General features: G+C 62.0%; 15 protein-coding genes and 1 tRNA gene. All 16 read left to right on the forward strand.

All coding sequences use genetic code 11. From position 1 onward, the window contains the following. Positions 1 to 22: 22 nt before the first annotated feature. The 16 genes from rpsO to nuoH all read left to right on the forward strand — a co-directional run bounded on the left by rpsO (position 23) and on the right by nuoH (position 14,625). Complete coding sequence (gene rpsO, locus R2N16_RS15985) at positions 23 to 292, forward strand: 30S ribosomal protein S15 (protein ID WP_012436069.1); 270 nt, start codon at positions 23 to 25, stop codon at positions 290 to 292. Positions 293 to 403: 111 nt separating this feature from the next. Beyond that, positions 404 to 571, forward strand: coding sequence for a hypothetical protein (locus tag R2N16_RS15990; RefSeq protein ID WP_316666715.1), 168 nt, complete (start codon positions 404 to 406; stop codon positions 569 to 571). Positions 572 to 621: 50 nt separating this feature from the next. Continuing rightward, on the forward strand, positions 622 to 2,790 hold the full coding sequence (gene pnp, locus R2N16_RS15995; RefSeq protein ID WP_316666716.1) for a polyribonucleotide nucleotidyltransferase: 2,169 nt from the start codon (positions 622 to 624) through the stop codon (positions 2,788 to 2,790). 100 nt (positions 2,791 to 2,890) lie between these two features. Continuing rightward, on the forward strand, positions 2,891 to 3,850 hold the full coding sequence (locus R2N16_RS16000; protein ID WP_316666717.1) for an HAD family hydrolase: 960 nt from the start codon (positions 2,891 to 2,893) through the stop codon (positions 3,848 to 3,850). Between the two features lie 20 nt (positions 3,851 to 3,870). After that, entirely contained in the window at positions 3,871 to 4,875 is a 1,005-nt protein-coding gene (locus R2N16_RS16005; RefSeq protein ID WP_316666718.1) for an NAD(P)H-quinone oxidoreductase, read from the forward strand. Between the two features lie 79 nt (positions 4,876 to 4,954). Further along, entirely contained in the window at positions 4,955 to 5,701 is a 747-nt protein-coding gene (gene tpiA, locus R2N16_RS16010; RefSeq protein WP_316666719.1) for a triose-phosphate isomerase, read from the forward strand. 62 nt (positions 5,702 to 5,763) lie between these two features. After that, the gene (gene secG / locus R2N16_RS16015; protein WP_316666720.1) at positions 5,764 to 6,126 is read left to right on the forward strand and encodes a preprotein translocase subunit SecG; all 363 of its coding nucleotides are present in this window, start codon (positions 5,764 to 5,766) and stop codon (positions 6,124 to 6,126) included. A gap of 179 nt (positions 6,127 to 6,305) precedes the next feature. Further along, positions 6,306 to 6,390: transfer RNA gene (locus tag R2N16_RS16020), tRNA-Leu, on the forward strand. Positions 6,391 to 6,553: 163 nt separating this feature from the next. After that, on the forward strand, positions 6,554 to 6,913 hold the full coding sequence (locus R2N16_RS16025) for an NADH-quinone oxidoreductase subunit A (protein ID WP_004630810.1): 360 nt from the start codon (positions 6,554 to 6,556) through the stop codon (positions 6,911 to 6,913). Positions 6,914 to 6,919: 6 nt separating this feature from the next. Further along, positions 6,920 to 7,402 (forward strand): NuoB/complex I 20 kDa subunit family protein, encoded by a 483-nt coding sequence (locus R2N16_RS16030; RefSeq protein WP_004630808.1) that lies wholly within the window; start codon positions 6,920 to 6,922, stop codon positions 7,400 to 7,402. A 1-nt stretch (position 7,403) separates the two neighbouring features. After that, a complete protein-coding gene (locus R2N16_RS16035; protein WP_316666721.1) occupies positions 7,404 to 8,006 on the forward strand; it encodes an NADH-quinone oxidoreductase subunit C in 603 nt (200 codons plus the stop codon). Positions 8,007 to 8,019: 13 nt separating this feature from the next. Next, positions 8,020 to 9,273, forward strand: a complete 1,254-nt coding sequence (locus tag R2N16_RS16040; RefSeq protein WP_009241062.1) for an NADH-quinone oxidoreductase subunit D — start codon at positions 8,020 to 8,022, stop codon at positions 9,271 to 9,273. A 115-nt stretch (positions 9,274 to 9,388) separates the two neighbouring features. Continuing rightward, positions 9,389 to 9,892: an NADH-quinone oxidoreductase subunit NuoE gene (nuoE, locus tag R2N16_RS16045; protein WP_316666722.1), complete on the forward strand. Its 504-nt coding sequence runs from the start codon at positions 9,389 to 9,391 to the stop codon at positions 9,890 to 9,892. Next, on the forward strand, positions 9,893 to 11,188 hold the full coding sequence (gene nuoF / locus R2N16_RS16050) for an NADH-quinone oxidoreductase subunit NuoF (RefSeq protein WP_004630799.1): 1,296 nt from the start codon (positions 9,893 to 9,895) through the stop codon (positions 11,186 to 11,188). 12 nt (positions 11,189 to 11,200) lie between these two features. Beyond that, on the forward strand, positions 11,201 to 13,552 hold the full coding sequence (gene nuoG, locus R2N16_RS16055; protein ID WP_316666723.1) for an NADH-quinone oxidoreductase subunit NuoG: 2,352 nt from the start codon (positions 11,201 to 11,203) through the stop codon (positions 13,550 to 13,552). Between the two features lie 8 nt (positions 13,553 to 13,560). Further along, the gene (nuoH, locus tag R2N16_RS16060; RefSeq protein WP_316666724.1) at positions 13,561 to 14,625 is read left to right on the forward strand and encodes an NADH-quinone oxidoreductase subunit NuoH; all 1,065 of its coding nucleotides are present in this window, start codon (positions 13,561 to 13,563) and stop codon (positions 14,623 to 14,625) included. The last annotated feature ends 20 nt before the right edge of the window (positions 14,626 to 14,645 follow it).

A 14,645-nucleotide genomic window follows, 5' to 3' on the forward strand; every position in this document is an offset into this window, starting at 1 on the left:
TCCGCAAGTCAAAGGAATCAAAATGTCCGTCGCTGACATCAAGAAGCAAGACATCGTCAAAGATAACGGCCGCAGCGCCAACGACACGGGTAGCCCGGAAGTGCAGGTTGCACTGCTGACCGCCCGCATCAACGAACTGCAGCCGCACTTCAAGGCGCACATGAAGGATCACCACAGCCGTCGCGGCCTGCTCCGCATGGTGAGCCGTCGCCGCCGTCTGCTGGACTACCTCAAGAGCAAGGACGCTGACCGTTACACCGCGCTGGTTGCGAAGCTGGGTCTGCGTAAGTAATGGTGGGTATCACGCACTGCGCGTGATGAAAAGTGCCTGCGTCAGCGTGCTGATGCAGGCATTTTGTTTTTGGCGGCCGCGTTTGTGGCCGCGCCGGGCAACCGGTGAGTGATGGCAGCCGGCCAGTTCAAGATGAAGCGGCTGCCATGGACCGGAGGCGGCAGGAAGCAGGGCCTTGTGTCATTCCAGCGCGGCGTTGATGTCAGCGCCGCGCTGGAATGGCATAAAACACACTTCTGCAACCGCACCGTCTTCCGGAACGTGTTTGTCGCGGCGTAATGAAATCGACTTTGAATCGTCGGTGCCGCGAATACCGAACAGGAGAAAACATGTTCAACAAGATCGTCAAAGAGTTCCAATGGGGCGGCCATAAGGTCCGCATGGAAACGGGTGAGATCGCCCGCCAGGCGAGCGGCGCTGTGCTGCTCGACATGGACGACACCGTCGTGCTCGCTACCGTGGTGGGCGCCAAGAACCCGAAGCCGGGTCAAGATTTCTTCCCGCTGACCGTCGACTATCTCGAGAAGACCTACGCGGCCGGCAAGATCCCGGGTGGCTTCTTCAAGCGTGAAGGCCGTCCGTCGGAAAACGAAACGCTGACCTCGCGCCTGATTGATCGTCCGCTGCGTCCGCTGTTCCCTGAAGGCTTCTACAACGAAGTCCAGGTCGTTATCCACGTGCTGTCGATCAATCCGGAAGTGCCGGCTGACATCCCGGCGCTGGTCGCGGCTTCGGCAGCGCTGGCTGTGTCGGGTTTGCCGTTCAATGGTCCGGTGGGTGCTGCCCGCGTGGGTTACAAGGATGGTCAGTACCTGCTGAACCCGAATCGTGCACAACTCGCGCATTCGGATCTGGACCTGGTTGTGGCCGGTACCGAGCGTGCCGTGCTGATGGTCGAATCCGAAGCGCAGCAATTGTCGGAAGAGGTCATGCTGGGCGCGGTCGTGTACGGCCACGAGCAGATGCAGATCGCCATCAACGCGATCCACGACCTGGTGCGTGATGGCGGCAAGCCTGAGTGGGATTGGCAAGCGGCTCCGAAGAACGAAGCGCTGGTCGCCAAGGTGTCCGAACTGGGCCTGGCCGATCTGCAAGCGGCTTACCAACTGCGCCAGAAGTCGGCCCGTAGCCAGAAGCTGAAGGAAGTCTACAAGTCGGTTGCCGCCAAGCTGGCCGAAGCCGGCGTGGAAGCCGATGGCGTAGAGGTTGACAACATCCTGTTCGAACTCGAATCGAAGATCGTGCGCGGCCAGATCCTGAACGGCGAGCCCCGTATCGACGGCCGCGACACCCGCACGGTGCGCCCGATCGAGATCCGTTCGTCGGTGCTGCCGCGTGCGCACGGCTCGGCCTTGTTCACGCGCGGTGAAACGCAAGCGCTGGTGGTGGCCACGCTGGGCACCAAGAGCGACGAGCAGATCATCGACGCGCTGCAAGGCGAGTACCGTGATCGCTTCATGCTCCACTACAACATGCCGCCGTTCGCCACGGGCGAAACCGGCCGCGTTGGCAGCCCGAAGCGCCGCGAAGTCGGCCACGGCCGTCTGGCCAAGCGCGCACTGATTCCGGTGCTGCCGAAGGACGACGAATTCGCTTACACGATCCGTCTGGTATCGGAAATCACCGAGTCGAACGGTTCGTCTTCGATGGCTTCGGTGTGCGGCGGCTCGCTGTCGCTGATGGACGCTGGCGTGCCCATCAAGGCGCACGTGGCTGGCGTGGCCATGGGCCTGATCCTGGAAGACAACAAGTTCGCCGTGCTGACCGACATCCTTGGTGACGAAGATCACTTGGGCGACATGGACTTCAAGGTCGCCGGTACTGACGCTGGTATCACCGCACTGCAGATGGACATCAAGGTGCAGGGCATCACCAAGGAAATCATGCAGGTGGCACTGGCACAAGCCAAGGAAGGCCGTCTGCACATCCTGGGCAAGATGCAGGCTGCCATGGGCGGCGCCCGCACCGAGCTGTCGGAGCACGCTCCGCGCATGATCACGGTCAAGATCAATCCGGAGAAGATCCGGGACGTGATCGGCAAGGGCGGTTCGACCATCCAGGCACTGACCAAGGAAACCGGCTGCACGATCGACATTCAGGAAGACGGCACGATCACCATCGCGTCGACGTCGTCGGAAGGCATGGCGGAAGCCAAGCGCCGCATCGAAGGCATCACGGCAGAAGCCGAAGTGGGCAAGATCTACAACGGCACCGTGCTCAAGCTGCTGGACTTCGGCGCGATCGTGAACATCCTGCCGGGCAAGGACGGTCTGCTGCACATCTCGGAAATCGCCAACGAGCGTGTGAACCAGGTCTCCGACTACGTGAAGGAAGGCCAGGCTGTGCGCGTGAAGCTGCTGAGCACCGACGAGAAGGGCCGTATGCGTCTGTCGATCAAGGCTGCCAAGGCTGAAGAAGGCGACGTGCCGGCCGCTGCACCGCAAGCACCGGGTGCTGGCGACGCTGCCTCGCAACAACAGCAGCAACAACAGCAGTAAGCGAGCGGTTTGCGCTATGAAAAACGGCTGGACGATGTCCAGCCGTTTTTTTGTTTACACTGCGTCGCGAGTTCCTCCCGTTGCCCCTTCGCGCCCCATCATGAGCCGCCTGTTCGAGCAAAACCGCATCGCCATCGTCTGGGATTTCGACAAGACGCTGATCCCGCGCTACATGCAAGTGCCGCTGTTCGATCGTTTCAATATCGCCGAGCAGGGTTTCTGGGACGAAGTGGCCGCAGGCTCGCGCGAAATTGAGTCGCGCGGTCAGAAGGTCAACCACGAAACGTTCTATCTCAATGTGCTGCTGCGCCACGTGCGCGACGGCCGTATGGGTGGCCTCGACAATGCCACGCTGCGCGAACTGGGTGCAGAACTCGAGTTCTTCCCCGGCGTGACCGATTTCTTCGAGCGCAGCAAGGCGTGGGTGCGCGACAACGGCGCCTACCAGGCGTTCGACATCAAGCTCGAACACTACATCGTCAGCACAGGCCTGACAGAGATGATCAAGGGCTCGCCCATCGCCCCGTACATCGACGGCGTGTGGGGCTGTGAGTTCCTGGAGGCGCCCGACACGAACGTGGATGGTCGGCCGGTCATCTCGGAAGTCATCTACGCCATCGACAACACCACCAAGACGCGTGCGCTGTTCGAGATCAATAAGGGCGTTAACAAGCATCCGGAAGCGGTGAGTGTGAACTCGTCGATTGCCGAGGATGAACGCCGCGTGCCGTTTGCCAACATGATTTACGTGGCCGACGGGCCGAGCGATATTCCGGCATTTTCGGTCGCCCGCAAGGGCGGTGGCCGCACCTATGCGGTCTACAACCCGGAGAGCCCTCGCTCGTTCGAGCAGGCCGACAACTTGCGTGCCGATGATCGCGTCGACATGCTCGGCCCCGCCGACTATCGCGCCGGCTCGCCGACGGAGATGTGGCTCAAGTTGCATATCGGCAAGATCGCCGACGGCATCGTCCACGGCAAGCAAGAAATCATGCGCGAAACCACGCGCGGCATTCCACAGCACTTTGTCGAGCCGAAGCGTAGCGCTTCTGCGTCGTAACCCTCATCGATCTGATTCCCATGAAAGCGATTGAAATCACCCAATACGGTGGCCCTGAAGTCCTGAAGCTTGGCGAGCGCCCGATGCCGGAGGCCAAAGCCGGCGAGGTGCTGATCCGCGTGCGAGCGGCGGGCGTGAACCGGCCGGATGTGTTCCAGCGCACGGGCAACTATCCGGTGCCGCCCGGTGCCTCCGATATTCCAGGGCTCGAAGTTGCGGGCGAGATCGTCAGTGGCGATCTGGCGCACGCCGACAATCGCTACGGCTTGAAGGTGGGCGATCGCGTCTGCGCGCTGGTGCAAGGCGGCGGCTATGCGGAGTTCTGCACGGCGCCGCTGGGGCAAGTGCTGCCCGTGCCGTCCGGCTTGTCCGATATCGAAGCTGCCGCGTTGCCAGAGAACTATTTCACCGTGTGGTCGAACGTGTTCGACCGCGGCTTGCTGGGGCGGGGCGCACATGGCGCCGATGAAACGCTGCTCGTGCAGGGCGGCTCGAGCGGCATCGGCACGACGGCGATTCAGATCGCATCGGCGTTGGGTCACCGCGTATTCGCCACCGCAGGTAGCGCCGACAAGTGCGAGGCCTGCGTCGAACTCGGCGCCACTCGCGCCATCAACTACAAGACCGAAGATTTCGTCGAAATCGTCAAGGCCGAGACCGGGCGAGGCGCCGACGTGGTGCTCGACATGGTCGGCGGCAGCTATGTCGCGCGCGAAATCGCCTGCACTGCCGACGATGGCCGCATCGTACTGATCGCGTTGCTGGGCGGTGCCAAGGCCGAGGTGCCGCTGGGCGACATCCTGCGTCGGCGCATTACGCTGACGGGCTCGACGCTGCGCCCACGTCCGGTTGCATTCAAGGCGGCCATCGCGGCCAATCTGTATGAAACGGTCTGGCCGCTGCTGGCGTCCGGGCGTATCAAGCCGGTCGTTCATGAGGTCATGCCGGCCGCGCAGGCGGCGCAGGCGCATGCGTTGATGGAATCGAGCGCCCATATCGGCAAGATCATGTTGGTTTGGGATTGACTCCAAGACGTCGAAATTGACCCTGTTTTTGCCACCGCGGTAGAATGCCGGGTTTATTTGACAGTCGACCGGGCAAAACGTGAACGCAAGACCGAAGCTGGTGGTGGGCAACTGGAAGCTGCATGGCAGCCTGAGCGCGAACGCCGCGCTGCTTGAACAGATCAAGGCGGCAGGCAAAACCAACGCCACGCTGGCCGTGTGTGCGCCGTTCCCGTACCTGGCGCAGTGCCAGTCGCTGCTCGCCGGTTCTGCGGTGGGCTGGGGCGCACAGGACGTGTCGGCTGAAACGCGCGGCGCCTTCACCGGCGAAGTGGCGGCGTCGATGCTGTCGGAATTTGGCTGCGGCTACGTGATCGTCGGTCACTCCGAGCGTCGCTCGTACCACGGCGAAACCGACGCGCAAGTGGCGACCAAGGCGCTGCGCGCGCTGGAACATGGCATCACCCCGATCGTCTGTGTGGGCGAAACGCTTGCGCAGCGCGAAGCTGGTGAGACCGAGCAGGTGGTCGCGCGCCAACTGGATGCGGTGCTGGAAGTGCTGTCGGTCGAGCAGCTGGGTCATATCGTCGTGGCGTACGAACCGGTTTGGGCAATCGGCACGGGCAAGACCGCGACCAGCGAGCAGGCGCAGGCCGTGCACGCGTTCCTACGCGCACGTATTGCTGGCCGCGACGCTGGCGTGGCGCAGCGTTTGGCGATTCTGTACGGCGGCAGCGTCAAGCCGGACAATGCCGGTGAGTTGTTTGCAATGGCGGACATCGATGGCGGCCTGATCGGCGGCGCATCGCTGAAGGCGGAAGATTTCCTGGCGATCGGTCGCGCATAAACGACGGGTCGAGTCGCCATGTCCCCCATGTGCGACTGCAACATATTATTGAGAGAAACGAAATGGCAATTCTGAAGACTCTGCTGCTGGTGGCGCAAATCCTGAGCGCGCTCGGCGTGATCGGCCTGGTGCTGTTGCAGCACGGCAAGGGCGCGGACGTTGGGGCGGCGTTTGGGTCCGGCGCGTCGGGTAGCTTGTTTGGTGCCACGGGCTCGGCCAACTTCCTGTCGCGTACGACAGCTGTGCTGGCCACGGTGTTCTTCGTTGCCACGCTGGCTCTGACGCTGATCGGCACCAACAAGGGCAGTGTGTCGGCGGGGGTGATGGGTTCGGTGGCGCCTGTTACGCCGTCGGCATCGGCACCTGCAGCCTCGGCCCCTGCTGCCGCTGCGGGCGCTGCTTCCGCGCCGGCCGTGCCGAAGTAATTTGATGTAACGATCGCGGCGTGCCGTTGAGGTTTTTCGGCGTGCTGCGAGGCATAAGATTTTTGTTTGTGCATTGAACAAAAGCGTTGCTTTGCGGTAGAATGCAAGGCTTGAAACAATACGGAAAACGGCAAGGGCGTTAAGTCTCAACCGGGCTCCTGATAGAGTTTCATCCCCCAGCCGACGTGGTGAAATTGGTAGACACGCTATCTTGAGGGGGTAGTGGCGAAAGCTGTGCGAGTTCGAGTCTCGCCGTCGGCACCAATCAAATTCGGGGTCTGTTCAACGGGATGTTCCGCGCAGGCCCCTCCGCAAGACGACGCGCGGTCGAGGCGTCGTAAGGCTGCGGACCCGGCGCCTTCGATGGGGCGACAAGGCGCCGCCTGCGGGCAGTGCTGTTGCAACCATTCAAAAAGGCGGGCGTCCCTTGAACCTCGAAGCCTATTTCCCCGTACTGTTGTTCATCGTCGTCGGTGTTGGCCTCGGCCTTGCTCTGATGACCATCGGCCGAGTCCTCGGTCCGAACAATCCCGATCCTGACAAGCTCTCGCCGTACGAGTGCGGCTTCGAGGCATTCGAAGACGCGCGCATGAAGTTCGACGTGCGCTATTACCTCATCGCCATCCTGTTCATCCTGTTTGACCTGGAGACCGCGTTCCTCTTTCCCTGGGGCGTGGCGCTACGGGAGATCGGCTGGCCGGGGTTCTTCGCGATGGGCGTGTTTCTTCTCGAGTTTCTCGTGGGCTTCGTCTACATCTGGAAAAAAGGCGCGCTCGATTGGGAGTGATGTGAAATGGCGATCGAAGGCGTACTCAACGAAGGCTTTGTCACGACAACCGCTGACAAGCTGATCAACTGGACCCGTACCGGGTCACTCTGGCCAATGACGTTCGGCCTGGCCTGCTGTGCTGTGGAAATGATGCATGCCGGCGCATCGCGTTATGACCTGGATCGTTTCGGCGTGGTGTTCCGCCCGTCGCCGCGTCAGTCCGACGTGATGATCGTGGCCGGTACGCTCTGCAACAAGATGGCACCCGCGCTACGCAAGGTGTACGACCAAATGGCCGAGCCTCGCTGGGTTATCTCGATGGGTTCGTGCGCAAACGGCGGCGGTTACTACCACTACTCGTATTCTGTCGTCCGCGGCTGTGATCGCATCGTGCCGGTCGACGTGTACGTGCCGGGCTGCCCGCCGACGGCTGAGGCCCTCATCTACGGCATCATCCAGTTGCAGGCCAAGATCCGTCGCACCAACACCATCGCGCGCAAGGCCTGACATGACCGACAAGCTTGCTACCCTGAAGGCCGCGCTGGAGAAGGCGTTGGGCAATCGTGTTCAAAGCCTGACCGAGTCGGTCGGCGAACTCACCCTCGTGGTGAAGGCCGCTGATTACCTCGACGTCATGCGCACGCTGCGCGACGACGCTTCGCTCAAATTCGAACAGCTGATGGATCTGTGCGGAGTCGACTATGCCGACTACGGCGACGGCGCCTGGAATGGCCCGCGTTTTGCCGCTGTGTCACATCTGCTGTCGATCACGCACAACTGGCGCGTTCGCGTGCGCGTGTTCGCCCCGGACGATGACCTGCCGGTGGTGGCCTCCGTGACCACGATCTGGAATTCCGCTGACTGGTTCGAGCGTGAAGCGTTCGACCTGTACGGCTTGGTGTTCGAAGGCCATCCGGACCTGCGCCGCATCCTGACCGACTACGGCTTCATCGGCCACCCGTTCCGCAAAGACTTCCCCGTGTCGGGTTACGTTGAAATGCGCTACGACCCGGTGCAGCGCCGCGTGGTCTACCAGCCGGTAACCATCGAGCCGCGCGAGATTACGCCGCGTGTGATCCGCGAGGATCAATACGGTGGCCTGAAGCACTGAAGGGCGCCCGATCATGGCAGATATCAAGAACTACACCCTGAACTTCGGTCCGCAACACCCGGCCGCGCACGGCGTGCTGCGCCTGGTGCTTGAGCTGGACGGCGAAGTCATTCAACGAGCCGACCCGCACATCGGACTGCTGCACCGCGCGACTGAGAAGCTCGCCGAGCAGAAGACCTGGATTCAGAGCGTGCCGTACATGGACCGCCTCGACTACGTGTCGATGATGGTCAACGAGCACGCCTATGTGATGGCAATCGAGCGCCTGCTGGGGCTTGAAGTGCCGCTGCGTGCCCAGTACATCCGCGTCATGTTTGACGAGATCACGCGGATCATGAACCACCTGATGTGGATCGGTTCGCACGCGCTCGACGTGGGTGCCATGGCGGTGTTCCTGTATGCCTTCCGCGAGCGCGAAGACCTCTTCGATATGTACGAGGCAGTGTCGGGCGCGCGCATGCACGCAGCGTACTACCGTCCAGGCGGCGTATACCGCGACCTGCCTGACACGATGCCGCAATACAAGGCATCCAAGGTGCGCAACGAGAAGGCCCTGGCCGCCCTGAACGAAACGCGTTCGGGTTCGCTGCTGGACTTCATTGAAGACTTCACCAACCGCTTCCCGAAGTACGTAGACGAGTACGAAACGCTGCTGACCGACAACCGGATTTGGAAGCAACGTCTGGTTGGTATCGGCGTGGTGAGCCCGGAGCGTGCGCTTAACAAGGGCTTCTCCGGTGCGATGCTGCGTGGTTCGGGTATCGAATGGGACGTGCGCAAGAAGCAGCCGTACGAAGTGTACGACCGCATCGATTTCGACATCCCGGTTGGCGTGAACGGCGATTGCTACGACCGTTATCTGGTGCGCGTGGAAGAAATGCGCCAGAGCAATCGCATCATCCGCCAGTGCATCGAGTGGCTGCGCAAAAACCCGGGTCCGGTGATCACCGATAACCATAAGGTGGCGCCGCCGTCGCGCGTGGACATGAAGACCAACATGGAAGAGCTGATTCACCACTTCAAGCTCTTCACGGAAGGTATGCATGTGCCCGAAGGCGAGGCGTATGCCGCCGTGGAGCACCCGAAGGGCGAGTTCGGCATCTATGCAATCTCCGACGGTGCCAACAAGCCGTACCGCCTGAAGATTCGCGCACCGGGCTTCGTTCATCTGGCCGCACTCGACGAAATGGCGAAGGGTCACATGATTGCCGATGCGGTGACCATCATCGGTACGCAAGACATCGTGTTTGGCGAGATCGATCGCTGAATCCGCAAGAAACAACGGTTTGACGCGCAGGCAAGCGCGGCTGTGAAACGAGGACGCACGCCGGGGTAAAGCAATTAAGCGACACGCCCCGCGTCCCGCACCAATCGCAACGAACATGCTATCAGCAGAAGCTCTCAAGGAAATCGACCGGGCGGTCGCGAAATATCCCGCCGACCAGAAGCAGTCCGCCGTGATGGCGGCGCTGGCGGTCGCGCAGAGCGAGAAAGGCTGGGTCTCGCCCGAAGTCATGCAGTTCGTGGCCGAGTACCTCGAAATGCCGCCGGTGTGGGTCGAGGAAGTGGCGACGTTCTACAACATGTATGACACCAAACCGGTGGGCCGCTTCAAGCTGTCGGTGTGCACGAACTTGCCGTGCGCACTGTCGGGCGGCGAGCGCGCGGCTGATTACCTGAAGAAGAAGCTCGGCATCGGTTTCAACGAGACCACCGCCGACGGCAATTTCACGCTGAAGGAAGGCGAGTGCATGGGCGCGTGCGGTGATGCGCCGGTCATGATCGTCAACAACACCCACATGTGCAGCTTCATGAGCAACGAGAAGCTCGACGCGCTGATCGCCGATCTCCAGTCGAAGGCGCTGACCAACGGAGCAGGCAAGTAAATGACCTCTCTGCACGATCGACATATCCAGCCGTTGATTCTCGCCGGCCTGAACGGCGACAACTGGCACCTCGAAGATTACGTCAAGCGTGGCGGCTATCAGCAGCTCAAGCGCATCCTCACCGAGAAGATCACCCCCGAGCAGGTCATTGCCGACGTGAAGGCGTCGGGCCTGCGTGGCCGTGGCGGTGCGGGCTTCCCGACCGGTCTGAAGTGGAGCTTCATGCCGCGCCAGTTCCCGGGGCAGAAGTATCTGGTCTGCAACACGGACGAGGGCGAGCCGGGTACGTTCAAGGATCGCGACATCATCCGCTACAACCCGCACGCGTTGATCGAAGGCATGGCCATCGGCGGCTACGCGATGGGCATCACCGTGGGTTACAACTACATCCACGGCGAGATCTGGAACGAATACAAGATCTTCGAGCAGGCGCTTGAAGAGGCGCGCGCTGCAGGCTTCCTCGGCGACAACATCCTGGGCTCCGGCTTCAACTTTCAGCTGCACGCGCACCATGGCTATGGCGCGTACATCTGTGGCGAAGAGACCGCGCTGCTCGAATCGCTGGAAGGCAAGAAGGGCCAGCCGCGTTTCAAGCCGCCGTTCCCGGCGAGCTTTGGCCTGTACGGCAAGCCGACCACCATCAACAACACCGAAACTTTTGCCGCGGTGCCGTTCCTGCTGGCCATCGGTCCGGACAACTACCTGAAGATGGGTAAGCCGAACAACGGCGGCTCGAAAATCTTCTCGGTGTCCGGCGACGTGGAGCGTCCGGGCAACTACGAGATTCCCCTCGGCACGCCGTTCTCCAAGCTGCTGGAGTTGGCCGGTGGCATGCGCGGTGGCAAGAAACTCAAGGCGGTCATCCCGGGTGGTTCGTCGGCGCCGGTGGTGCCGGCTGACCTGATGATGGCCTCCGACATGGACTACGACTCGATCGCCAAGGCCGGTTCGATGCTGGGTTCGGGCGCTGTGATCGTGATGGACGAAACGCGCTGCATGGTGAAGTCGCTGCTGCGCCTGTCCTACTTCTACTTCGAAGAGTCGTGCGGCCAGTGCACGCCGTGCCGCGAAGGCACTGGCTGGCTGTACCGTGTGGTCGACCGCATCGAACACGGCAAGGGGCGCCAGGAAGATCTGGACCTGCTGAACAACGTGGCCGAAAACATCATGGGCCGGACCATCTGCGCGCTCGGCGATGCCGCCGCGATGCCGGTCCGCGGCATGCTCAAGCACTACTGGGATGAGTTCGCGTATCACGTCGAACACAAGCAGTGCATGGTGCCCACCTACATTTAAGCGTGGCAGAACATGGTTGAAATCGAAATCGATGGCAAGAAGGTCGAGGTTGCCGAAGGCAGCCTGGTGATGGAGGCGGCTCGCCAGACGGGCACCTACATTCCGCACTTCTGCTATCACCGCAAACTGTCGGTCGCGGCCAACTGCCGGATGTGCCTGGTCGAGGTCGAAAAGGCTCCCAAGGCGCTGCCGGCCTGCGCCACGCCCGTCACCGCGGGCATGAAAGTCTTCACAAACTCCGAGAAGGCGGTGAAGGCGCAGAAGTCCGTGATGGAGTTCCTGCTGATTAACCACCCGCTGGATTGCCCGATCTGTGATCAGGGTGGCGAGTGCCAATTGCAGGATCTGGCGGTGGGCTACGGCAAGTCTGAATCGCGCTACCAGGAAGAGAAGCGTGTGGTGTTCCGCAAGAACGTGGGCCCGCTGATCTCCATGGAAGAGATGACGCGCTGCATTCACTGCACGCGTTGCGTCCGCTTCGGTCAGGAAATTGCCGGCGTGATGGAGCTGGGCATGCTCAACCGCGGCGAGCATTCCGAGATCACCACGTTCGTCGGCCAGACCGTTGACTCCGAGTTGTCGGGCAACATGATCGACCTGTGCCCGGTCGGCGCGCTGACCAGCAAGCCGTTCCGCTATTCGGCCCGTACGTGGGAATTGGCACGCCGCAAGTCGGTGTCGCCGCACGACGGCCTGGGTGCCAACGTGATCGTCCAGACGAAGAACCAGCGTGTGATGCGCGTTCTGCCGCTGGACAACGAAGCCATCAACGAATGCTGGCTTTCCGACAAGGACCGCTTCGCCTATGAAGGCGTGAACAGCGACGATCGTCTGACGCAGCCGATGCTCAAGCAAGGCGGTCAGTGGAAGGCCGTCGACTGGACCACGGCGCTGGAATACGTTGCCAACGGCCTGAACGAAATCAAGCGAGACCACGGCGCCGAGCAGATCGGTGCGTTGGCCAGCCCGCACAGCACGCTGGAAGAGCTGTTCTTGCTGCAAAAGCTGGTGCGCGGTATTGGCAGCGACAACGTCGACTTCCGTCTGCGTCAGTCCGATTTCTCCGTCAAGCCGACGGGTGCTCCGTGGTTGGGCCTGCCGATCGCCGATGTGTCGCTGCTGCAGCGCACGCTGGTGGTGGGTGCTTTCCTGCGCAAGGACCATCCGCTGTTGGCTGCGCGTCTGCGGCAGGCTGGCAAGAAGGGCGCGCAACTGAACGTGATCGGCGCCGGCGGCGAAGATCTGCTGATGCCCGCCACGCAACTGCTGGGTGCGCCGTCGCAATGGCTGTCGCTGCTGTCTCAAGTGGCCGTGGCCGTGGCTGCCGCCAACAACGTAGCCCGTCCGGGCGGCACCGACAGCATCCAGGCAGGCGACGTTGCCCAGCGCATCGCTGCAAGCCTCGCGTCGGGCGAGCGCAAGGCCGTGTTCCTCGGCAACGCTGCAGTGGCGCATCCGCAATTCTCGCAACTGCACGCGCTGGCCCAGTGGGTGGCGCAGCAGACCGGTGCGACGCTCGGCTTCCTGACCGAAGCGGCCAACACCGTCGGTGGCTACATTGCCGGTGCGCTGCCCCAAGGCAATGGCCTGGACGCTGCCGCCATGCTGGCACAGCCGCGTCGCGCCTACGTGCTGTTGGGCGCTGAACCTGAGTTCGATACCGCGAACCCGGTACAGGCCCGTGCAGCGCTGGACCAGGCTGAGACTGTGATTGTGCTGGCGCCGTTTGCTTCCCGCGCTGCACTCGAGTATGCCGACGTGCTGTTGCCGACGGCGCCGTTCACGGAAACGTCGGGCACCTTCGTCAACTGCGAAGGTCTGCCGCAAAGCTTCAACGGCGTTGTGCGCAGCCTGGGCGATTCGCGTCCCGCATGGAAGGTCCTGCGTGTGCTGGGCAACCTGCTGAACGTGTCGGGCTTCGAATACGACAGTTCGGAAGTGGTGCGCGACGAAGTGCTGGCCAAGCCGGTCACCGCCCGTCTGTCGAATACGACGACTGCGCAGCCCGCTGCTCCGGCTGCCGCGGCAGCCGGCATCGAACGCTTGGCCGATGTGCCGATCTACCACGCCGATCCGATCGTGCGCCGCGCGGGTTCGCTGCAACTGACGGCTGCAGCACGCGCCGCCGTGCGCGCTGGCTTGCCGGCTGACCTCTATGCACAACTGGGCCTGACCAATGGGGACGCCGTGCGCGTGACGCAAGGGCAGAGCAGTGTGGTGCTGCCGGCCGTGCTGGACAAGTCGCTGGCTTCCGGCGTGATCCGCGTGCCCGCCGCCACCGAGGCTTCGGCTCAGCTGGGTGCCATGTTCGGCGCGGTAAGCGTTGAGAAGGTTGAATCGTCCGCGCTGGCGGCTACGGTGTAAGGGTCAACATGATCGAGTCGATTACTTCTTTCGGTACCTCCACCTTCGGTGGGTGGTGGCCGCTGATCTGGACGCTGGTCCGTGCGGTCTGCATCATTCTGCCGCTGCTGCTGTGCGTGGCTTACCTGATCCTGTGGGAACGCAAGCTGATCGGCTGGATGCACGTGCGTCTGGGCCCGAACCGCGTGGGCCCGATGGGCTTGCTGCAGCCGATTGCCGACGTGCTCAAGCTGCTGCTCAAGGAAGTCATGGTGCCGAGCGCGGTCAGCCGTGGCATGTACATCATCGCGCCGCTCATGGTGCTAATGCCTGCCGTGGCTATTTGGGCTGTGATTCCGTTCCAGGCCGAAGCCATGGTGTCGAACATCAACGCTGGCCTGCTGTACGTGATGGCGATCAGCTCGGTGGGCGTGTACGGCGTGATCCTGGCCGGCTGGGCTTCGAACTCCAAGTACGCGTTCCTGGGTGCGATGCGCGCCTCGGCGCAGATGATTTCGTACGAAATCGCTATGGGCTTCGCGCTCGTGACGGTGCTGATGGTGACGGGCAGCCTGAACCTGTCGGACATCGTTAACTCGCAGAACCGCGGTTTCTTTGCGGGTCACGGCATCAATATCCTGTCGTGGAACTGGTTGCCGCTGCTGCCGATGTTCGGCGTCTACTTCATCTCGGGTGTGGCTGAAACCAACCGCCACCCGTTCGACGTGGTGGAAGGCGAATCGGAAATCGTGGCCGGCCACATGATCGAATACTCGGGCATGGCGTTCGCGCTGTTCTTCCTGGCCGAGTACATCAACATGATCGTGATCTCGGCGCTGACGGCGACGCTGTTCCTGGGCGGCTGGGCTTCGCCGATCGACGCACCGGTTCTCAACTGGATTCCGGGTTTCTTTTGGCTGCTGATCAAGGTTTTCCTGCTGCTGTCGGTTTTCATCTGGCTGCGAGCATCGTTCCCGCGTTATCGCTATGACCAGATCATGCGTCTGGGCTGGAAGATCTTCATTCCGCTCACTGTGGGCTGGCTTGTCGTCGTCGCCATCTGGTTGGTGTCGCCGTGGAACATCTGGAAGTAACGGGACAATAGGAAGGCACC

It is taken from the genome of Ralstonia psammae (assembly GCF_958405935.1).
GTDB classification, from domain to species: Bacteria; Pseudomonadota; Gammaproteobacteria; order Burkholderiales; family Burkholderiaceae; genus Ralstonia; species Ralstonia psammae.